Origin of the sequence: Clostridium sp. (assembly GCF_022482905.1) — a bacterium.
In the GTDB taxonomy this organism is placed as follows: domain Bacteria; phylum Bacillota; class Clostridia; order Clostridiales; family Clostridiaceae; genus Clostridium_B.
Genome location: NZ_JAKVOI010000001.1, coordinates 1,164,518 through 1,185,222, shown reverse-complemented (window position 1 = coordinate 1,185,222; position 20,705 = coordinate 1,164,518). Strand labels below are relative to the sequence as shown.

Sequence of the window (20,705 nt, the reverse complement as noted above, 5' to 3'; positions counted from 1 at the left end):
TATACTAAAATAAAAAGGGGTGTATACTATGATGTATATCAAGGAAACCGCTGATACGGAACTTTTTGAAATCATGTATGACATAGCATTAAGCACTCTCAAAATTCACAGCGCTAAATCTTTCTATGACAAAAATGTATATGAATGGCTTGTAAAAGTCTTTGGCTATAAAAAAACAGAATTGTTTTTATACAATTGCTATCGATTGGATTGATCCGCCAATATAAAAAACACCGTGAAATTCTTTTGATAATACGGTGTTCTTTTTGTTTCACAGTTATAAGCGGCATAAAAAGAGCCGTTTAACTCAACAGCTCCTTCACATCCTTGTATACGAGTATATTGGATATACCACCATAATACCTCACTATACCATCTATGACAGTTATAGGAGGATTAAAGCCTCTTCCTATAACTTCCTGGACACTGGCTCTTTCATCAGATATAGCGTTTCTTTTTCCCAATTCTATAAAATTAACAGCCACCTTTTGAGATATATCCGTAGATTTTAAAAATCCTCTCAGATTCTGACACAATTGTTGTATATTCTGATATTGGTTCTCCTTTGAATTACAATTTGTGCACATATTCCCCTTTTTACAGGAATGGCATCCTGAGTTCCCTCTGCTATTTCTACATCCAACAGGGAAAATTTCATCTCCATAGCCGTATATATTAACCTCTATCACATTCATATAATTAATCCCCTTTGTAAAAAATAAAGTGTATCATTTATTATAGCATATATATTTTTTTACAAAATAAAAATTGTATGAACATAAATTTTTATTTAAGTACTGCACCTGTATTTGCAGAAGTAACTAATTTTGCATATCTTGCCAGATAACCCTTTTTTATTTTAGGATCAGGTTTTACATGCTTTTCTTTTCGTGCCAAAAGTTCCTTTTTATCTACTTTAAGTTCTAATTTTTTATTTCTAATGTCTATAAATATAGTATCTCCCTCTTCTACAAGTCCAATCAATCCGCCATCCATAGCCTCTGGTGAAACATGTCCTATTGATGCTCCTCTCGTAGCACCTGAAAACCTGCCGTCTGTAAGGAGTGCAACATCCTTGTCAAGTCCCATTCCAGCTATAGCTGATGTTGGAGAAAGCATTTCCCTCATTCCAGGTCCGCCCTTTGGTCCTTCATATCTTATTACAATTACATCCCCTTTATTTATCCTGTCTCCGAAGATTGCACTTACAGCTTCTTCTTCCGAATTAAATACTCTTGCCGGTCCTTCATGTACCATCATTTCTTCAGCAACTGCCGATTCTTTGACTACGGCACCATTTACAGCAAGATTTCCTCTAAGTATGGCTATCCCGCCCTTTTTACTATAAGGATTATCCACACTTCTTATAACATCTGAATCAAGTACTGCATAATCTTTTATGGTTTCTCCTATTGTCTTTCCCCGTACTGTCATACATTCTTCTGCAATAAGCCCTTTCTTTGAAAGCTCATTCATAAGTGCAGGTATTCCTCCTGCCATATGGAGATCCTCCATATGATGCTTTCCACTTGGGCTCAGTTTTATGATACAAGGTGTCTTCCTGCTTATCTCATCAAATAGATCAAGATCAAGTTCCAATCCTGCTTCATGAGCTATTGCCGGAAGATGAAGTACGGTATTCGTAGAACCTGCCATTGCCATATCTACAGTTATAGCATTTTTAAACGCATCCAATGTCAATATATCCCTTGGACATCTGTTATTTTTTACACAATCCATCACATACATTCCTGCATATTTTGCAAGTTGATTTCTTTCCCCTGTCTGGGCAAGTGCCGTACCATTTAAAGGAAGTCCCATACCAAGTACCTCTGTAAGACAATTCATGCTGTTTGCAGTGAATAGTCCTGAACAGGATCCACATCCAGGGCAGGATTTTTTCACCTCTTCTTCAAGTTGGTCTTCCGTTATTTTTCCATCACTGCAGGCCCCTACCTGCTCAATACACGTGCTAAAATCCAGCTCTCTTTTGTTCAACTTTCCTGCCCTCATAGGTCCGCCGCTCACAACAACGGCAGGTATATTAAGTCTTGCAGCTGCCATAAGCATTCCCGGAACAATCTTGTCACAGTTTGGAATAAGTACCAGTCCATCAAAGCCGTGAGCCATAGCCATAGCTTCTATGGAATCTGCTATAAGCTCCCTGCTTGCAAGAGAATATTTCATACCTACATGTCCCATGGCAATTCCATCACAAACTGCAATTGCAGGGAATTCCATAGGTGTGCCTCCCGACATGGCCACTCCAAGTTTGGCAGCTTTTGCTATTTCATCCAGATGCATATGACCTGCAACCACTTCATTCTGTGAATTTACTATACCTATAAGTGGTCTTTCGATTTCTTCTTTGGTATACCCCATACCGTACATCAACGATCTAGCGGGAGCTCCCTTTATTCCGCCTTTTACTGAATCACTTCTCATATTATAAATCCTCCTTTTCATTTGTTGTAAAAAAATAAGCCTATGCCTGAGGCATCAAGCTTTACAGGTCCCCATTCCAGATACCTTTATTCATCATAATCTTTAAAATATATATAATCAAGCCCCTTTTATCTATGAATTCGAAATTCACTTTAAAAATTATCCTATGCTTTCACTTATAGATGCCCCTGGCGGAACTATAGGAAATACCTTTTCATCTATATTTATATTGCACTCTATTATCATAGGTTCCTTTCCTTTCAAAGCGATTTTCAAACAATTTTCCAATTCACTACTCTTTTCTATCCTCAAAGATTTAATTCCATAGGCTTCGCCTAATTTCACAAAATCTACATCCTCAGTCAATTCTGTAAAACAATACCTCTTTTTATAGAACATTTCCTGCCATTGGTGAACCATTCCCAGTGATCTGTTATTCAACACAAGCTGAATAATTGGAAGCCTGTATTTTGCAATAGTTGCAAGTTCTGTAGAATTCATTTTAAAGCTTCCGTCCCCTGCTACATTTATTACTCTCTCGTTGGGATTCCCTATACAGGCACCTATTGCTGCACCAAGTCCGAACCCCATTGTTCCAAGTCCTCCAGATGTTATAAACGTACGTGATTTCAGAAATTTAAAATACTGTGCCGTCCAAATCTGATTTTGCCCAACTTCAGTAGTTATTATACAATCTCCGCCGGTCAGTCTGTACAATGTATTTATTACATCCCGTGGATCCAGATACTTTCCTTCTTTATGATTAAAATTTGAATATTTAAGTTCTTCATTTTCTTTCAGTTTCAATATACATTTCATCCACTCACCGTGATTTTGTTTTTCAAGCTTCCCTGTTAAATCACTTAATACCTTCTTTATATCTCCTCTTACAGACATTGTTATATCAACATTCTTACCAAATTCTCTTCGATCTATATCTATATGAATTATCTTCGATTTTCTTGCAAAAGTGCTTACCTTGCTTATAACCCTGTCACTGAATCTTGCACCTATAGCTATGAGCAAGTCACACTCGCTTACAGCATAATTTGAGCAGTGGCTTCCATGCATTCCAACCATACCTGTATAATTTTTTCTGTCACCCGGGAATGCCCCAATTCCCATAAGTGAACAGGCAATCGGTGTATCAAGCTTGTCAACAAATTCCACAAGCTGTTTCTCCGCTCCAGATGAAATTACTCCACCGCCTGCATAGATCATAGGCTTTTTACTGCATTTTATTATATTTACAACTTTGTCTATACTGTCCTCATATTCATTTGAAAACAGATCATACTTGAATTCTTCATTTTTAGATGTGCTGGAAACATTCCCGAGTTCTGAAGTATTATCACTAGCTTCTGAAGTCTGAATATTTTTTGGTATCTCTACAACTACAGGACCTTTTCTTCCACTGACCGCTATTTTAAAAGCCTCATCTATGATATTCTCTATATCAGAGGCTTTATCAATAGTAAAAGTTTTTTTTGTTATGGATTTTGTTATACTTCTTATATTTACTTCCTGAAATGAATTTTTTCCTATCATACTTGTAGATACCTGTCCTGCAAATACTATAATCGGTATAGAATCCATATAGGCTGTAGCTATTCCCGTAACAGTATTTGTAGCCCCAGGCCCTGAGGTTGCAATAACAACCCCAACTTTTCCTGTAGACCTGGCATAGCCATCTGCAGCATGAGCTGCCCCTTGCTCATGCGCAGTTATTATATGATTTAATTCATCCTGCATATCATATAATGCATCATATATAGGTAAAACTGCTCCACCTGGATATCCAAATATAGTGTCAACTTTATGCTTTACCAAGCATTTTAAAAGCATTTCAGCCCCCTTCATAGTATCACAGCCTCCTTTTTTATAATAAATTATTCATTTGAAGGATTTTCATCAATCCATGACATCATGGATCTAAGTTCCTTACCAACTTTTTCAATTGGAGAATTCTGTTCCAGTCTTCTTCTGGCTGTAAATCCAGGTCTTCCAGTCTTATTCTCTAGAAGCCATTCTCTAGCAAAAGTACCATCCTGAATTTCCTTTAATACCTTTTTCATTTCCACTCTGGTATTTTCGTTTATTATCCTCTTTCCAATCTTGTAGTCTCCATATTCAGCAGTATCACTTATTGAATATCTCATTCTGTTCAATCCACCTTCATACATAAGATCAACTATCATCTTCATCTCATGCATGCATTCAAAATATGCATTTTCCGGTGCATAACCAGCTTCAACAAGTGTATCAAATCCTGCCTTTATAAGCTCTGAAATTCCTCCGCAGAGTACTACCTGCTCACCAAACAAGTCTGTTTCAGTTTCAACTCTGAATGTCGTAGTCATAACACCTGCTCTAGTTCCTCCGATTCCCTTTCCATAGGCAAGTGCAATTTCTTTACCTTTTCCTGTAAAGTCCTGATATACTGCATAAAGGCAAGGAACTCCAGCACCAAGTGTATATTCTCTTCTAACTATATGTCCTGGTCCTTTAGGTGCAATCATAAGTACATCTATATTTTTAGGTGGAATTATCTGATTGAAGTGAATGTTGAATCCATGAGCAAAGAACAATGCATTTCCCTCTTCAAGATTATCTTTTATACTTTCTTCATAAACTTCCCTTTGTTTTTCATCTGGTATAAGTACTGTTATAATATCGGCCTGTTTAACGGCTTCAGCTGTTTCATATACCTTGAATCCAGCCTCTTCAGCTGTTTTCCATGACTTGCTCCCTTTATACAAACCAACTATGACATCAAGTCCGCTCTCCTTCAAATTCAATGCATGTGCATGTCCCTGACTTCCAAATCCAATAATAGCTATCTTTTTTCCCTTCAAAAGATCCAAATTTGCATCCTCATCATAATAAACTTTTAATTTTTCCATAATATTTTCCTCCTAAAATAATTTGTTGATATTTGAATATAAAGTTTAACTACAATCTAAATAGAAATTATGAAACCATTAATTCAATTGAGTAAATATTCCTTTAATTTTAAATTTTAAAAACTTTCAGCTTAACCTTTTATTATGTAAAATCTAGATGTTTAGTTTGTATTAAAGGAATTTTTTGTATAAAAAAAGCAACCAATTCTCTGCTTGGGGCGAGAAGTTTGGTCGCGCGGTACCACCCAAAATTTTTACTTAAAAGTAATAACGGTTCTACCGATAAAGCCTACTTAAATTTCGACTCATGACTCCAAGGCTACCTTCAATAGCTACAATTATGAGTTTCCACCAATTCTCACTCTCTAGAAATTTTTGCTATTTACTCTTCCAATTCATCGTCTTTTATACTCTACAATTATGCTAAAACTAATCAACAAGTACTACCAACATTCAAGTATTTAAAATTAAAATACCTAACATTAGCCTCATCAATTAAATTTTACTTTTAAAAATTACTTTATCAATATTTAGTGTATGTGACGATAATAATACCTTCTGGAGATAATGTCAATAGTTTTTTAAAATTTTTTCTGTTTTTTTACTGCACTCATTTTTTTCTACATTAATATACCTAAAATTATCATTAAAAATTTATTGAATTGTAATTTATATGTCTATAATTTTATAAAAATCAAAAATAATTTACAAACATTCTAAAATTAACCACACATTAATCTTTATTATTTAAATTTTAGCTTATTCTATTTCGAATATGTAATTTTTTTGTCCCTGAAATTTATAATTTAGTATTTATAACCCATAATCACATTAAAAATGGAGAATTTGAATTGTTGACATTGATATTATTTTATAGTATAGTAGGTTGCAAATACAAAAACAATGACAGAGACGAGTAAATAGATGCATGTTTTCAGAGAGTAGGTGTTTGGTGTGAACCTATAGGCTAAGTTTATTGAAAATCACTCTAGAGTTGCGGACTGAAATTATATAAAAGTAAGTTACGCCGGCAATGCCGTTATATATATCGAGTAATAATTTTGGGTGGTACCGCGGCAGACTTTCGCCCCATTGGGGATAAAGGTCTGCCTTTTTTGTACTCTATTTTACTTTTAAATTATTATTTAGTGTTTGAAAATTCAATAATTAGAATTTTAGATTTTTGCAATTTATTTCTTTAGTCATTTTAAATTACAGAATATTTAATATTTTATCTATATTTAGATGTATACTCCTATTGATCTTTCATTGATGCTATGATATCAAAACCATATATACCGGAATAACTACCATACTCAAAATAGTTGTTATTGATGTGACTACTGCAGCATATTCACAATCTGCCCCATATTCTCTTGCAACTATTGACGTATTCGTCATTACAGGCATTGCCGCCTGTATTACAAATACTTGTTTCATGAGATTTGGTACAGTGAAAAAGCTGCCAAGTATCAGTATTAAGACAGGTGAAACCACAAACCTCCCAATTAAAACAGCAACTATATCCAAACTTATTTTTATTTTTTTAAGGTCCACATAATAAAGTGTTATACCTATAAACAGCATGGAAAGCGGCGTAGTCATTTCGCCCAGATATTTACATGTATCCATTACAAATGATGGCAATTTAATTTCACAGAACAAAAATATAATTGCCAGTACAAATCCCAAAAGTGGCGGTGAAAGTATTCTCTTTAATGTATTTTTTGAAAAAATACTTGCACTGCTGTCAGAATTTATTCCATCTTTAGTTATGCCATAGGCACCTATTGTCCAGAAAAATACAGTGTTTGATATGTAATAGAGCAGTACATACGGTACACTTTTAGTTCCAAACAAAGCCATATTTATAGGCAAGCCTACAAATATGGAATTAGACACAAAAAACATGGAACGAAATGTCCCAATTCGTCCTTTTTTAACTTTTATAATTTTAGATACCGCTATAGCTAGTACATATCCTATTGCCATAGACAAAACTGGTATAACAAGACCTTTCCCTATGTGTTCCAGTTTATCTTTTGTAAAATTCCCCATAATGTTGGAAATCATAAGACACGGAAGTGCAACATTGCACACTAATTTTGAAAAAACTCTCGATATATCATCATTAAGCCATTTAAAACAGGTGAGAATATACCCTATTGAAATCATAATTATTATACTGAATATACTTCCGGCCGCATTCAATGCAATCATTTAAATCGCCTCCAGTTATTGTTCCTTAAGTTTATTCAGTGCATCAGCCAGTGCAGAATTTATTGGAGTGTCATTCTGTTTATTCAATTTTTTCATATATTTCACTGTATCCTTTTTATTTAGACTGGCATTATTTTTCCTGAATCTATTGTTGAAAGAAGATAATTTTTCTCTAAAACTGCAGTTTGGGCACACGTAGATTTGTCCATCTCCCTTTCCCCTCAGTTCAAGCTTTTTATGGCATTCAGGACATCTTACATTTGTAAACTTGCTTACAGTTTCCCTATATCCGCAATTTCTATCCTGGCAGACATTCATTATTCCATATTTTCCTTTTACCTCAAGCATATATTTACCACAATTCGGGCATCTATTTCCTGTGAGATTGTCATATTTGAATTTATCACTGCTTGATTTTATATCGCTAACCAATTCTACTGCATACCGTCTCATATCTTTTAAAAATGAATGTGGATCTTTCCTGCCCTTGCTGACTTCTTCAAGTGTTTTTTCCCATTTGGCAGTTAACAATGGTGATTTCAATCCTTTGGGCACCAGGTTAATTACCTGTTTTCCCTTTGAGGTAGGAATCATTTCTTTCCCTTTTCTCTCTACATAGTACATATTAAACAGCTTTTCTATTATATCTGCTCTCGTAGCTACTGTACCAATTCCCCCTGTTTCATTCAGCGTTTTAGCATATATTTTGTCTAATTTTACATATTTCTGTGGGTTTTCCATGGCTGAAAGCAATGATGCTTCATTAAATCTTGCAGGTGCTTTTGTCTGGAGCTTGTTTATATCTACAGATAATACATCAAAAACATCTGATTTTTTAATTTCCAGAAGTATGTTTTCCTCATTGGATTTATTGTCCTTATAAATTTTTTTCCAGCCATACTTCTTTGAAATATTGCCCTTATACGCAAAAGTTTCCCCGTCAATATCCGATTTTATTTCAATTTGAATATATTCATAAGGCGGCATCAATACAGCTATAAACCTCTTCACAACCAAATCATATATATTTCTTTCCTCTGAACTCAGGCGTGAAACGGCAATACTCTCATCTGTAGGTATAATAGCATGATGATCACTCACCTTGCTTCCGTCTACAAAATTTTTATTTGCCTTTATTCCATTTTTCAATATTTCATTTACAAAGATTCTATATTCTCCCAATGATATTGATTTCAAACGTTCTTTCAGGGTAGCAACTATATCATCCGAAATATATCTCGAATCCGTCCTTGGATAAGTGAGTATTTTATAGTTTTCATACAGTCTCTGCATTATCGATAAAGTCTGCTTGGCAGAATAGCCGAATATTTTATTGGCATCTCTTTGAAGCTCCGTGAGATCGTATAGCTTGGGAGCCATTTGCTTTTTTAAACTGGAAGTCACGTCCGTTATTCTGCAACTTTTCCCCCTCAAACCTTTAGCTATTTTCCTGGCTTTTTCATAATCAAATAGATTCCCATTTCCATTTTTATCCGTCCATTTAACAGTAAAATATTTGGTTCTCACATCTATATTATAGTAATCCTTTGGCTTGAAATTTTTTATTTCCTCCTCACGATTGACTATCATGGTCAGTGTAGGGGACTGAACTCTCCCGGCTGTAAGCTGTGCGTTATATTTGCATGTCAGTGCACGTGTTACATTGAGTCCTACAATCCAATCCGCTTCAGCCCTGCACCTGGCTGCCTTATATAAATCATCATATTTTGATGACGGTTTCAGGTTTTTAAATCCTTCATTTATTGCCTTTGTAGTCTGTGATGAAATCCAAAGTCGTTTCGTAGGCTTGTTTACATGTGACTTTTCAATTATCCATCTGGCTACAAGTTCTCCTTCTCTTCCTGCATCAGTTGCAATTATTATTTCCGAAACATCTTTTCTATTCATCTGTGATTTCACCACATTAAATTGTTTGCTGCTTTGTTTTATAACTACGGTTTTCAAATGTACCGGAAGCATAGGCAGATCTTCCAGATTCCATGTCTTGTATTTTTTATCATAGGCATCCGGATCAGCCAAAGTGACAAGATGACCAAGAGCCCACGTAACAATATACTTATCTCCCTCTATATAACCTCCATTTTTTCTGCTGCACTTGAGTACTTTGCCAAGATCCTTTCCAACAGATGGTTTTTCAGCCAATACCAATATTTTGTTCATATTTATATCCTTTCATCAATTATTTGAATGCAACTAAATATTTCAGTTCATATTATACGATTTATCTTTTCTCTTTACAAGTTTTTCATTTGATGTTACTATATAAAGGGATGATAATGGATTTCATTATAAATTGATATTTGAGGTGATTCAAATGAGTATTTGTGATTTAAAACCTGGACAAAAGGCAGCAATAAAAAGCATACACGGCAATAAAAAACTTGCAAAAAGGCTGTTGGCCCTCGGCTGCATAGAAGGAACAGAGGTTGTTCTGAAGACCTGCGCTCCACTTGGTGATCCTTTGGTAATAAATTTTAGAGGTTTTGATCTTGCCATACGCAAAAATGATGCAAAAAATATATCCATCTTATCTTAATTTGGTGTCTATATTTTATAATTTTAAATACCATGTATATTTTTAAAATACTATGGTATTTTTATATTGTAATTAATTACTATAAATAATATTGGAGGAAATATATGATTACAGCCGCTCTTGTAGGTAACCCCAATGTAGGCAAAACTTCTCTGTTCAATCATTTAACTGGTTCAAATCAGTATGTGGGAAATTGGCCTGGAGTAACAGTAGAAAAAAAAGAGGGTTATCTTGACGATATAAGAATTGTAGATTTACCCGGAATATATGCCATGGATACATATTCGAATGAGGAGAAAGTCGCTAAAAATTTTTTGCTGAATAACAATCCTGATGTAATAATAAATATAGTAGATGCATCAAATCTTAATAGAAATCTATATCTTACTACACAGCTTAAACAATTTAAAAAACCTATAATATTAGTTCTTAATATGATGGATTCAGCTGAACAAAATGGAATAAATATTGACATTGAAAAGCTTTCAAAATCATTAAATGTTATTGTTATTCCAGTAATAGCTACAAAAAACAAAGGAATAGACATACTTGAGGAAACACTTAAAAGCAGGCAGTTTGAATACAAATCACCTGAAATAAAGAACTTTAATTTTAAAACCGAAAAAGATGCTTACTCTTTCATAAAAGACATACTTGATGAATGTATAACTATGCCAAAAACAAAACCGGTATCATATACTGAAAGAATAGACAGGATAGTGCTAAATAGATTTATTGCATATCCAGTATTTTTACTTGCTCTCTTTATAATTTTCAAGTTCACATTCAGCTGGGTAGGACAACCTATTGCAGACGGACTGGGAGACTTTCTCTCCAATACAATAACACCATACTTAAAAGATCTTCTTTCAGGAACCAGCAGCTGGTTCAGCTCGCTTTTAATAGATGGAATACTTGCTGGAGTTGGGTCCGTAATTGTATTTTTTCCTATAATATTCTGTCTTTTCTTGGGAATATCATTTTTAGAAGACAGTGGTTATATGGCAAGAGGTGCTCTCATAATGGATAAACTTATGAGAAAAATGGGACTTTCCGGGAAGGCATTTATTCCACTTGTAGTCGGGTTTGGATGTTCGGTTCCGGCAATTATGTCCTCCAGGACACTTGAAAGTGAAAAGGACAGGAAACTGACAGCACTTTTAATCCCCCTCATGTCATGTAATGCAAGGCTGCCTATATATGCTCTGTTTGCATCTGCATTATTTGCAGGGAATGAAACGGAAGTAGTTTTTTCATTGTATTTACTTGGAATAATCATGGCATTTATAATAGGGCTGTTATTCAAAAATACAATATTTAAAAAGGATGAAGAACCTTTTATAATAGAACTTCCCAAATACAATGTTCCTGATTTCAAAAGTCTGTTTATACATACCTGGGAAAAAGCCAAAGGATTTTTGAGAAAAGCGGGCACAATAATCTTTTCAATGTCGGTTATAATATGGTTTTTATCAAATTTCAACTTGAATGGAATGGTACCCATGAATGAGAGCATTCTGTTCCATATAGGGAATTTTATAAGTCCTGTATTTTCCCCGATGGGGTATGGATCGTGGCAAAATGCCGTATCTCTCATTGCAGGATTGATGGCAAAAGAAATTGTAATTGGAACCATGGGCATTATATATGGAAACAACCTGGCAGCCTTGCTTCCCCACTATTTTAATCCTGTTTCCGCCTACTCGTTTCTAGTTTTTGTTCTTCTATATACACCCTGTATATCTGCCATATCTACCATGAAAAAAGAGTATGGCGGAAAAATGACGGCACTTTCTGTAACATACCAGTTTATACTGGCCTGGATTGTTTCTCTTATTGTATTCAGAGTAGGTTCTCTTATATTTTAATGGAGGCATTATAAATGATAATAGAAATTTTAATAACCGCAGCCATAGTTGTACTGGCAATATATATTTTTGTACGCAGCCTGCATAAGAAGTCCAGCGGTAGCTGCAGCTGCGGCTGCAATTCATGTGAAATTTCCAGTAAGTGTTCCAGTAAAAATAAACCTCATACTAAAAGCTGAACCGGCAGGAACAGATAAAAGGTACCAGTCTCCAAATACAAGACTGGTACCTTTTCCACCTCCACTGAATTCATACTAAATTTGAGATTTCTTTATGCCATAATCAACTATATCTTCTATAGACACTATGCCTTCTACAAATTCATCAGCATCTACCACAGGGATGGCTATTATGTCATTCTCACGTATCCTCTTTGCAACATCAAGTATTTCCTCATGCCTGTTGGCAGTTATTACACTCTTTGTCATAACCCACTCTACAGGGCATGTATCATAATGACCTTCTTCAATTAAAAATCTATATATATCGGCTTTTACTATCATACCAACTAATTTACCATTTTCATCTATAACGGGCGCTCCATTTACACTATGTTCATGCATAACATTCAATGCCTTGCTCAATATATCGTCCGGTTTTAATTTAACTATGTCAGAACGCATTATATCTCCAATCATATTAAAATCCCCTTTCTAAACATTTACACTGATCTAACTTAATTATATAATAATATTATTAAAAAGTCTAAGAAATTAATAGCTATTGTTTGAAATACTTTCTATTTCTTCAGAATTTTTTCCTCCTTTCAAAATATAGTCTATTGCACGTGAAGCAGATCTCTTTGACATTTTATTTATGCTGAAACTGATCTCAATATGATTTTTTTTGAGAAGGCTTGTCAAAAATTTAAGCTGTTTCTGCGTAATTGAATCATTTCTTACAATTGAATTGTTATTTTCAATTTTATATACAAATTCGTGTATTTTAGGAAGATTCAATACATCTTCATAATTATGAAGCATTATAACCTCTTCAAGCTTTTTATCTCCGGTGCTTAAAAATTCATTATATAGATCCACACTTACTCCGCCGTCAATTTGATCACGTCTGTTTACACCTATATATTTCTCTACAGTCTTTAAATTGCATCTTTCCATACCAAGTTGTCTGTAATATGGTCTAACACGCCTATATAAATCTATATGATATTTGGGAGGCTCAAAGTTTATATTGGATTTTAACATTCTCTCACAGATGAATGGTTCATCAAAGGCAATGCCGTTATAAGAACACCAGTTGTTATAATTTAAAATATCATGTCCAAAACTATACAGTACTTCCCCTTCATCCTCAAGATCTTCTGCAAAATATTGTGTTATGGAAAATTCCTCATGGTTTATGAAATTTCCAAAAGATATAAGTATTATATTATCATTGCATCTGTCAAAACCTGTTGTCTCGATATCAAAATATGCTATGTCATTCATATTGTATTCATTGAATATGTTACCTGGAATTTTAAGCATCTGACTATATTTTTTAATAAACATATGTACCTCCAAACATCCAATTATTGAGAAGTCAGACACATAAGCCAATATCTGACTCCGCACAACAAACCTACATCTTCTCTACTACATCTATCCCAAGCAGATACAATCCATTCCTTATTACCTGGCATGACGCCTCTACAAGCTGCAGTCTGAATTTCTTTATATTGCTGTCTTTAGTATTTAATATACTACAAGAATTATAAAATTTATTGAATATTTTTGCAACATCTACTACATATCTCGTTATTATAAACGGCTCCAGCCTGTTTATTGAACTCAATATACTGGAATTAAATTCTGAGAGAATCTTTACTAGTTCAAATTCCTCCTGTGAACTCATATTCGCATAATCTACATTTTCATCAAACTTTCCTGCTTTTCTAAGTATACTTTTCCCTCTGGCATAACTATACTGTACATAAGGCCCTGTTTCGCCCTCAAAACTCAGCATTTCATTCCAGTCAAATATTATATCCTTTTCCCTGTTGTTCTTCAGATAAGTAAATATAACAGCACCTATTCCTATTTTTTTTGCCACTTCTTCCTTGTCTTCCAGATCCGGATTTTTTTGTTTGATTATTTCAAGTGTCCTGTCTATGGATCTCTGAAGAAGATCTTCCAGAAATATAACATCTCCGTGTCTCGTAGAAAGTTTTTTGTTGGAGAACTTAACCAGTCCAAATCCCACATGTATACATGAATCAGCCCAGTCATTTCCCATGAGCTTCAGAGTTTTAAATACCTGCTTAAAATGAAGCCGCTGATCCAGCCCCACTACATATATGCACTTGTCAAAATCATAGGTTTTTTTTCTATATATGGCTGCCGCCAGGTCACGTGTAGCATATATGGTGGCTCCGTCGGACTTCTTTATTATACATGGCGGCATGTTGTAATCATCAAGCATTACAACTTTTGCACCATTGCTTTCCTTAAGAAGCCCGCATCTATCAATTTCTTCTATTACAGAATCCATTTTATCGGTATAAAAGCTCTCCCCTGCAATAGAATCAAATTCAACTCCAAGTTCATCATATACCTTGCTGAATTCCTTCAGGCTCAAATCCTTGAATCTCTTCCACAGCTGAACTTCTTCATCCTCGCCGTCTTCAAGCTTTTTAAAGTACATCCTTCCTTCATCCTCCAATGAAGGATCTTTTTCAGCCTCGTCATGGAATTTAACATATATTCTCAAAAGTTCCTTTATAGGATCTTTGTTTAATTCATCCTCGTCGCACCATCTTTTATATGCGGATATCAACTTTCCAAACTGTGTTCCCCAGTCTCCAAGATGATTTATTCTTATACAATTGTATCCCTGAAAATCCATCGTTTTGTATAGAGAATTTCCTATGGCCGTACTGAAAAGGTGTCCTACATGAAATGGTTTTGCAATATTCGGAGATGAAAATTCTATAACTATATTTTTACCATCCCCTGCTGAAGAGCTTCCATAGTTATTTTTTTCAGTCAATATTCTACTTATAATATCTTTTGCAAACACTTCCCTGTCTACAAAAAAATTCACGTAGGGACCTATATTCTCAATTTTATAAAAGTCTTCGGAGTTTATTTTTTCCTTCAACTGGGCTGCGATGATATTTGGGGCTTTTTTAAATACCTTTGCCAGCTGGAAACACGGAAATGCATAATCACCCATCTCAAGCCTGGGTGGTATTTCAATCAACCTCTCTATTTCATCAATTTTCATATCCACATGTTCTTTTATTCTATCAACTACAATTTTTTTATAGTCCATAATAATTTTCCAAACTCCTCTCCATACTGTTGTGAAATTTTTAATTTGTAGCAATATAAAAAGATCTATCACTTTATATAAAGAGACGGATCTTTTTTTCGCGGTACCACTCTAATTGGCAGATAAAATCTGCCCTCCTCCAGACTTTAACGCAGTCAGCGGCTTACTGTTTATCTGATTAAAAATATCAGATACTTCTCATAAGCTCCTCGGAGACTCTCTTTCTTTTAAGTGCATCAATAGGCTCCCACCAGTCCCTACTCGCTGAAACATGCAGCAAAAAATACTTTTTCCCGTCATGGAATTCAATTATTATCTATTATATTATCACAATCACTTTATTGTCAATATAAATTTAATTTTCTGCTATGTCAAGTTTGCTCCATTGAATAGGATCATAGGAATTTACACCTGTTTTAAATCCTATAACCTTTGAACTTACGGCAAAAGTAGTTTCGGGGTAATATAAGGGAGCACATATTGCTTCATCATGAATAAACTTAAATACCCTGTCATAGTTTTCCTGCCTGATTTTTTCATCCATGCTTTCCAATGCAGAATTAATATTTTTCTCCAATTTTTCATTATACCATACCCTTGCCTTATTGTTTGTCGTTCCCGTCTTTATAAAATCCTGCTTGAGATCACTATGCGGCACCCATGAATCTGACGAAGTACGCTGCATCAGCAGATCAAACTTTCTAGTGTTCATTGCGATATCCGTCAGAGTATTCGAATCCACTGTATTCAAGTTTACTTTTATACCTACAGCTGACAGCTGTGATTGAATAAACTCAGACATGGACTTCCACTCCGGGAAAGCATCTGTACTCAATACCATATTAAATTCAAGAGGTTTCCCATCCTTCTCAACAATACCATCTCCGTTACCGTCCTTATATCCACTTTGAGCCAGCAGCTCTTTTGACCTTTTACTGTCATACCCATATCCTTTGCTGTTTTGTTTGGTAACATAGGGTACTCCATTTTGGAACAATCCTTCTGCCGGTTTTCCAATACCATTGAGTAATTTATCAACCATGCTACTTTTATCAATGGCATAGTTGATGGCAAGTCGCACATTTTTATCTTGAAGATTAGAATTGTCATAGTTGAATGTAATAAACTCAGACATCCTTGTCTCAGAGTTGTAAATTTTGAAATTTTTATCACTCTTTAATGTATTTATACTGTCCAGTGGCACTTTACCAAGCAGTTCCCCTCCAATTATATCCACTTCACCGCTTTGGAGTGCCATGACTCTTGCCTGTCCATCCGGTATTACTTTAAATACGATCCTGTCAATCTTTGGTTTTTCACCCCAATAGTATGGATTTGGAACAAGTGAAAATTCCTTGTCTCTCGTATAGCTTTCCAGCATCCATGGTCCTGTGCCAACTGGTTTTATAAATTTACCTGCCGGGTTTCCTTCAATCTTCTGGATTGATTTTGGACTTAAAAATCTTACCGGTCTCGGATATGAAAGTTCCGTCAATATAGGATAAGCCTTATCCTTGAAAACTATTTTTACCGTATACTTGTCAACAGCTTCCATTTTCGTAACATTCACCGCAGTTAGTGAAGCATATCTCTGATTATTGACCCACCTTTTCAGATTGAAAATTACAGCATTTGAATCAAAATCCGTACCATCGGAAAATTTGACACCTTTTCTCAGTTTAAAAGTATATGTTCTGCCATCATCAGCTATATGCCACTCGGTTGCCAGCTGAGGTTGTATACCTTTTGTTCCTGCATCTTCCACCAGCCCCTCGTATATCATTTTATAAATTGGATGAGGTCCATTATAAGTGGCTGCATCCAACTTATTCATCTGTCCATCACCAGCTATAGCCACAATTATTTCTTTTTTCTGCTGTTTCTGTACAGCTTCTTCCTTGCTACTGCATGATGATATAAGCAGTGTAAAAATACATAATATTGACAATATTATGTACGATTTTATTTTTCTCATTTTCTATCTTCTCCCTATAATTAATGTTATATAAGATGACAAGCGACAAAATGGTTGCTAAATGTATTTCTTAATTCAGGTTTTACAACTTTACACTTATCTTTTACATACAGACACCTATTCTGGAATACACATCCATACTCAGGAATACTGTGTTCCTCGTTTTCCCTGAACAGTATTTTTTTCTTTTGCCTGTTTCTCGGATTGGTATCTAGAGCTGCAGCAATTAGTGCCTGCGTATAAGGATGTCTGGCATGTCTGTAGATATCAGGAATTATTTCTAAAATATTTCCCATATACATAACTGCAACTCTATCACATATCTTCTTTATTGTAGGTAAGTCATGGGATATAAATAAATACGTACAACCAAATTGCCCTTTTAAATCCGTCAACAGCTCCAGTATTTGATGCTTTATTTCAAAATCCAGGCTCGATACAACTTCATCACAGACTACGAATTCCGGTTTAAGTACGAGAGCACGCGCTATTCCCACTCTCTGTCTTTGACCTCCGCTCAATTGAATTCCATATCTATTCAAATATCCCCTGTCCAGATCAACTTTTTCAAGTATGTCAACTACCTGTTGCTCTTTTACTTCTGTGTTGTGCTTATTATAATTGTTTATAGGCTCCATAATGATTTGTTCAACAGTATAATGAGGGTTGAACAGATTGACACTATTTTGAAATATCATCTGCATTTTATTTCTGATGGTTCTCATTTTATTGAAATCATACCGGCAGATATCCTCTCCCCTGTAATATACCTTCCCACTTGTACTTTTTTCCAATTGGAGTATCATTTTGCCAAGGGTGCTCTTGCCGCAGCCTGACTCTCCAACAAGCCCTAGAGTTTCCCCTTCCTTTATTGAAAGATTGACGTCCTTTACTGCATATATTTTTTTTCTTGCTTTTTCACAATAACATTTGGATAAATTCGCAGTTTCAATTAAATTCATTTTAAATCCTTCCCGTTTCAAACATATTCCATAAGCTTTTTTGTATATTCATGCTGTGGACTTTCAAATATATCATATACATTGCCGCTTTCAACAAACTTTCCTCTATTCATTACATATACATAATCAGCTGTCTGTGCCACCACACCTAAATCATGGGTGATAAGTACAATTGCCATACCAAGATCTCTCAATTTCTCCAGCTGTTCAAGTACTTCTGCCTGTACTGTCAGATCCAGTGCCGTAGTGGGTTCATCTGCTATCAATAAGCTGGGGTTGGACAAGATAGCCATGGCGATCATTACTCTCTGGCACATTCCCCCACTTAGTTGGAAGGGATAACTGTTCAATATCTTATCTGTATTTTTCAATCCAACTTTCTTGAGAACACTTTCACATTTTCCAAGTGCATGTTTACTTCTCATTTTTTCATGAATAAATATAGCTTCCATTAATTGATGCTTGATTTTTAATACCGGATTCAATGAACTGGTTGGATCCTGAAATATCATGGTCATTTCTTTCCCACATACTTTCTGAAATTCTTTTTTATTTAACCTGCTTATATTTCTTCCATTTAACACTATTTCGCCATTTTCTATTCTCCCCGGTTCTTCAATCAATTTGAAAAGAGATAGTGCCATTACGGATTTGCCGCTGCCACTTTTCCCTACTACTGCAGTGATCTTGCCTCTCAATGCATTCATGCTTATTCCATCCACAGCCTTTGCTATAGTTCTATATTGGGTATTGTAAAAATATGTTTTTAAATCTTTTATAGACAGTATTATTTGATCTTCCATTTGCTCACCCCGTCATGTAATTTTTAGTCTGAATTGGGACTCAGTGCTTCATTGAGTCCTTCACCGAACATATTCAACCCGAATACAACTACCATAATCGTCAAACCCGGCCATATCATCAGTATCAAGTCGCTGGAAATAAATTGTCTGCTGTCACTAAGCATTACTCCCCAGTCCGGTGCAGGCGGCTGTGTACCAAGTCCAATAAAAGAAAATGCCGCTATATGGGTAATTATGCTGGCCACTTTTAAGGTAGCAAGTACGATAATAGGAGAAATTGCATTTAAAAGTATATGTTTTATGACAATATTGAATTTTGATGTTCCTGCAGCTGTTGCTGCCATTATAAAATCCATTTTCTTTAATTTAAGGACAGTTCCTCTGATGATTCTGGCAAATGGTGCCCACCAAAGTGAAATTAGTACCAGCATAATATTGAAAATTCCCGGTCCAAAAATTCCTACTACTGCCAGAGCCACAATGCTGGATGGGAAAGTCAGCACAATATCCGCCAGACGCATTATAAAATTATCTACCCATCCTCCAATATAACCTGCCAATACTCCCAAAGGGACAGCAATTGCAAGTATACCTGCCAGAACAATCAATGAGCTGCTGAAGGATGTCCTTGTACCATATATTAATCTGGACAGAATACACCTTCCAAGCTGGTCAGTTCCCAGTGGGAATTCAAAGCTGGGCTTCAACAGCCGTCTTTGCAGGTCCATATCAAGAGGGTTATGAGGTGCTATATAGGGTGCAAATATCCCTATTAAGATAAAAAATACTACTATTACACCTCCTGCCACCGCTAACTTATCACTTCTAAGACAATAGAGCACATTATTAAAATAACTCTTATCTCCAACATCAGTTTTTACTTCATCCATTTGTGATTTCCTCCAAACTCCGGCAAAATTAACTCAGGCTGCTCTATTCTACTTTTCCACAGATATCATAAACATCGGTCTTGATTTATACTTCAATTTCTCATATTCATCCCATACCTTTTCGAAAATATCTGTTTCACAATAAATTTTAGTAAATCCGAGTTTAAGCAAAACATTAAAATCCCATTGAGGACGCAGACGTCTATTCATAGGCATGGATCGTCTGAATTCATCTCCATTATCAGGATGACCGTTATGATTGGGACTTTTTCCATACTTTTCAATATACTTTTCATACTCTTCTTCGTCCCTTTCAAATTTCAGTCTGTATTTCTCATCAAAAAGATTTAGATTCCAATTGGCATCAAAAATAAGTATTTTCCCACCCGGGTGAAGTACACGTTTCCACTCTTTATAAGCAGTTTCTGCATCTCTTAAAGTCCATGTTACATTTCGACTGACTATTAAGTCAAAGCTTTCATCTTCAAAGTTCAATGCATGGCTGTCCATAACATGGAATTCAGGATTAACTTTTGATTCCAGTGCATTTTTTTTAGCTTCCTCAATCATTTTTTCCGTACAATCCACAGCTGTAACCCTGTGCCCTGCAAGTGATAGAATAATTGCAAAAAATCCAGGTCCAGTACCTGCATCCAATATGTCAAGTTTTTTCTTTTCAGGTGCATTTTCCATTATTATATCTGTCCATACACTCTTTTTAAAACTGTTGAGTTCCTTCTGTATATTGCTGCTGTAATTTTCTGCAGCCTTGGTCCAATTATCTTCTACAAAATCCTGTAAATCCATTT

General features: G+C 35.2%; 18 protein-coding genes and 3 other annotated features. Of the genes, 4 read left to right on the top strand and 14 right to left on the bottom strand.

Annotated features, from left to right (window positions below):
- Window positions 1-28 precede the first annotated feature (28 nt).
- Window positions 29-214, top strand: coding sequence for a hypothetical protein (locus LKE46_RS05885; protein ID WP_291719318.1), 186 nt, complete (start codon window positions 29-31; stop codon window positions 212-214).
- Between the two features lie 88 nt (window positions 215-302).
- On the opposite strand, the gene LKE46_RS05880 is transcribed toward LKE46_RS05885, so the two are convergent.
- From LKE46_RS05880 to LKE46_RS05855, 6 genes are all read right to left on the bottom strand, one after another.
- The gene (locus LKE46_RS05880; protein ID WP_291719316.1) at window positions 303-695 is read right to left on the bottom strand and encodes a hypothetical protein; all 393 of its coding nucleotides are present in this window, start codon (window positions 693-695) and stop codon (window positions 303-305) included.
- 91 nt (window positions 696-786) lie between these two features.
- Window positions 787-2,445, bottom strand: coding sequence for a dihydroxy-acid dehydratase (gene ilvD, locus LKE46_RS05875; RefSeq protein ID WP_291719314.1), 1,659 nt, complete (start codon window positions 2,443-2,445; stop codon window positions 787-789).
- Between the two features lie 159 nt (window positions 2,446-2,604).
- Complete coding sequence (ilvB, locus tag LKE46_RS05870) at window positions 2,605-4,305, bottom strand: biosynthetic-type acetolactate synthase large subunit (protein ID WP_291719312.1); 1,701 nt, start codon at window positions 4,303-4,305, stop codon at window positions 2,605-2,607.
- A 29-nt stretch (window positions 4,306-4,334) separates the two neighbouring features.
- Window positions 4,335-5,348, bottom strand: coding sequence for a ketol-acid reductoisomerase (gene ilvC / locus LKE46_RS05865; RefSeq protein WP_291719310.1), 1,014 nt, complete (start codon window positions 5,346-5,348; stop codon window positions 4,335-4,337).
- 211 nt (window positions 5,349-5,559) lie between these two features.
- Window positions 5,560-5,756: a binding site (T-box leader), on the bottom strand.
- 486 nt (window positions 5,757-6,242) lie between these two features.
- Window positions 6,243-6,443, top strand: a binding site (T-box leader).
- Window positions 6,444-6,623: 180 nt separating this feature from the next.
- Window positions 6,624-7,568, bottom strand: coding sequence for an AEC family transporter (locus tag LKE46_RS05860; protein WP_291719308.1), 945 nt, complete (start codon window positions 7,566-7,568; stop codon window positions 6,624-6,626).
- 15 nt (window positions 7,569-7,583) lie between these two features.
- Window positions 7,584-9,749, bottom strand: coding sequence for a DNA topoisomerase III (locus tag LKE46_RS05855; RefSeq protein ID WP_291719306.1), 2,166 nt, complete (start codon window positions 9,747-9,749; stop codon window positions 7,584-7,586).
- Window positions 9,750-9,903: 154 nt separating this feature from the next.
- Here LKE46_RS05855 and LKE46_RS05850 point away from each other — a divergent pair, with 154 nt between their 5' ends.
- From LKE46_RS05850 to LKE46_RS05840, 3 genes are all read left to right on the top strand, one after another.
- Complete coding sequence (locus LKE46_RS05850; RefSeq protein ID WP_291719304.1) at window positions 9,904-10,125, top strand: FeoA family protein; 222 nt, start codon at window positions 9,904-9,906, stop codon at window positions 10,123-10,125.
- A gap of 104 nt (window positions 10,126-10,229) precedes the next feature.
- A complete protein-coding gene (gene feoB, locus LKE46_RS05845) occupies window positions 10,230-11,993 on the top strand; it encodes a ferrous iron transport protein B (RefSeq protein ID WP_291719302.1) in 1,764 nt (587 codons plus the stop codon).
- A gap of 14 nt (window positions 11,994-12,007) precedes the next feature.
- A complete protein-coding gene (locus tag LKE46_RS05840; RefSeq protein WP_291719300.1) occupies window positions 12,008-12,172 on the top strand; it encodes a FeoB-associated Cys-rich membrane protein in 165 nt (54 codons plus the stop codon).
- A gap of 75 nt (window positions 12,173-12,247) precedes the next feature.
- On the opposite strand, the gene LKE46_RS05835 is transcribed toward LKE46_RS05840, so the two are convergent.
- The 8 genes from LKE46_RS05835 to LKE46_RS05800 all read right to left on the bottom strand — a co-directional run bounded on the left by LKE46_RS05835 (window position 12,248) and on the right by LKE46_RS05800 (window position 20,703).
- Window positions 12,248-12,631: a CBS domain-containing protein gene (locus LKE46_RS05835; RefSeq protein ID WP_291719298.1), complete on the bottom strand. Its 384-nt coding sequence runs from the start codon at window positions 12,629-12,631 to the stop codon at window positions 12,248-12,250.
- Between the two features lie 75 nt (window positions 12,632-12,706).
- On the bottom strand, window positions 12,707-13,504 hold the full coding sequence (locus LKE46_RS05830) for a ribonuclease H-like domain-containing protein (protein ID WP_291719296.1): 798 nt from the start codon (window positions 13,502-13,504) through the stop codon (window positions 12,707-12,709).
- Between the two features lie 70 nt (window positions 13,505-13,574).
- Complete coding sequence (gene argS, locus LKE46_RS05825) at window positions 13,575-15,266, bottom strand: arginine--tRNA ligase (RefSeq protein WP_291719294.1); 1,692 nt, start codon at window positions 15,264-15,266, stop codon at window positions 13,575-13,577.
- 78 nt (window positions 15,267-15,344) lie between these two features.
- Window positions 15,345-15,575: a binding site (T-box leader), on the bottom strand.
- Between the two features lie 46 nt (window positions 15,576-15,621).
- On the bottom strand, window positions 15,622-17,241 hold the full coding sequence (locus LKE46_RS05820; protein WP_291719292.1) for a nickel ABC transporter substrate-binding protein: 1,620 nt from the start codon (window positions 17,239-17,241) through the stop codon (window positions 15,622-15,624).
- 26 nt (window positions 17,242-17,267) lie between these two features.
- The gene (locus LKE46_RS05815) at window positions 17,268-18,203 is read right to left on the bottom strand and encodes an oligopeptide/dipeptide ABC transporter ATP-binding protein (protein ID WP_291719290.1); all 936 of its coding nucleotides are present in this window, start codon (window positions 18,201-18,203) and stop codon (window positions 17,268-17,270) included.
- 17 nt (window positions 18,204-18,220) lie between these two features.
- Window positions 18,221-19,006, bottom strand: coding sequence for an ABC transporter ATP-binding protein (locus tag LKE46_RS05810; RefSeq protein WP_291719288.1), 786 nt, complete (start codon window positions 19,004-19,006; stop codon window positions 18,221-18,223).
- 23 nt (window positions 19,007-19,029) lie between these two features.
- Window positions 19,030-19,896 carry an ABC transporter permease gene (locus tag LKE46_RS05805; protein WP_291719287.1) on the bottom strand — a complete coding sequence of 289 codons (867 nt, stop codon included), beginning with the start codon at window positions 19,894-19,896 and terminating at the stop codon, window positions 19,030-19,032.
- A 48-nt stretch (window positions 19,897-19,944) separates the two neighbouring features.
- Window positions 19,945-20,703: a class I SAM-dependent methyltransferase gene (locus LKE46_RS05800; protein WP_291719284.1), complete on the bottom strand. Its 759-nt coding sequence runs from the start codon at window positions 20,701-20,703 to the stop codon at window positions 19,945-19,947.
- Window positions 20,704-20,705 lie beyond the last annotated feature (2 nt).

Coding starts and splice junctions, on each gene's coding strand:
- LKE46_RS05885 (WP_291719318.1), top strand. CDS start 29: ATGATGTATATCAAGGAAACCGCTGATACGGAACTTTTTGAAATCATG.
- LKE46_RS05880 (WP_291719316.1), bottom strand. CDS start 695: ATGAATGTGATAGAGGTTAATATATACGGCTATGGAGATGAAATTTTC.
- ilvD (WP_291719314.1), bottom strand. CDS start 2,445: ATGAGAAGTGATTCAGTAAAAGGCGGAATAAAGGGAGCTCCCGCTAGA.
- ilvB (WP_291719312.1), bottom strand. CDS start 4,305: ATGAAGGGGGCTGAAATGCTTTTAAAATGCTTGGTAAAGCATAAAGTT.
- ilvC (WP_291719310.1), bottom strand. CDS start 5,348: ATGGAAAAATTAAAAGTTTATTATGATGAGGATGCAAATTTGGATCTT.
- LKE46_RS05860 (WP_291719308.1), bottom strand. CDS start 7,568: ATGATTGCATTGAATGCGGCCGGAAGTATATTCAGTATAATAATTATG.
- LKE46_RS05855 (WP_291719306.1), bottom strand. CDS start 9,749: ATGAACAAAATATTGGTATTGGCTGAAAAACCATCTGTTGGAAAGGAT.
- LKE46_RS05850 (WP_291719304.1), top strand. CDS start 9,904: ATGAGTATTTGTGATTTAAAACCTGGACAAAAGGCAGCAATAAAAAGC.
- feoB (WP_291719302.1), top strand. CDS start 10,230: ATGATTACAGCCGCTCTTGTAGGTAACCCCAATGTAGGCAAAACTTCT.
- LKE46_RS05840 (WP_291719300.1), top strand. CDS start 12,008: ATGATAATAGAAATTTTAATAACCGCAGCCATAGTTGTACTGGCAATA.
- LKE46_RS05835 (WP_291719298.1), bottom strand. CDS start 12,631: ATGATTGGAGATATAATGCGTTCTGACATAGTTAAATTAAAACCGGAC.
- LKE46_RS05830 (WP_291719296.1), bottom strand. CDS start 13,504: ATGTTTATTAAAAAATATAGTCAGATGCTTAAAATTCCAGGTAACATA.
- argS (WP_291719294.1), bottom strand. CDS start 15,266: ATGGACTATAAAAAAATTGTAGTTGATAGAATAAAAGAACATGTGGAT.
- LKE46_RS05820 (WP_291719292.1), bottom strand. CDS start 17,241: ATGAGAAAAATAAAATCGTACATAATATTGTCAATATTATGTATTTTT.
- LKE46_RS05815 (WP_291719290.1), bottom strand. CDS start 18,203: ATGAATTTAATTGAAACTGCGAATTTATCCAAATGTTATTGTGAAAAA.
- LKE46_RS05810 (WP_291719288.1), bottom strand. CDS start 19,006: ATGGAAGATCAAATAATACTGTCTATAAAAGATTTAAAAACATATTTT.
- LKE46_RS05805 (WP_291719287.1), bottom strand. CDS start 19,896: ATGGATGAAGTAAAAACTGATGTTGGAGATAAGAGTTATTTTAATAAT.
- LKE46_RS05800 (WP_291719284.1), bottom strand. CDS start 20,703: ATGGATTTACAGGATTTTGTAGAAGATAATTGGACCAAGGCTGCAGAA.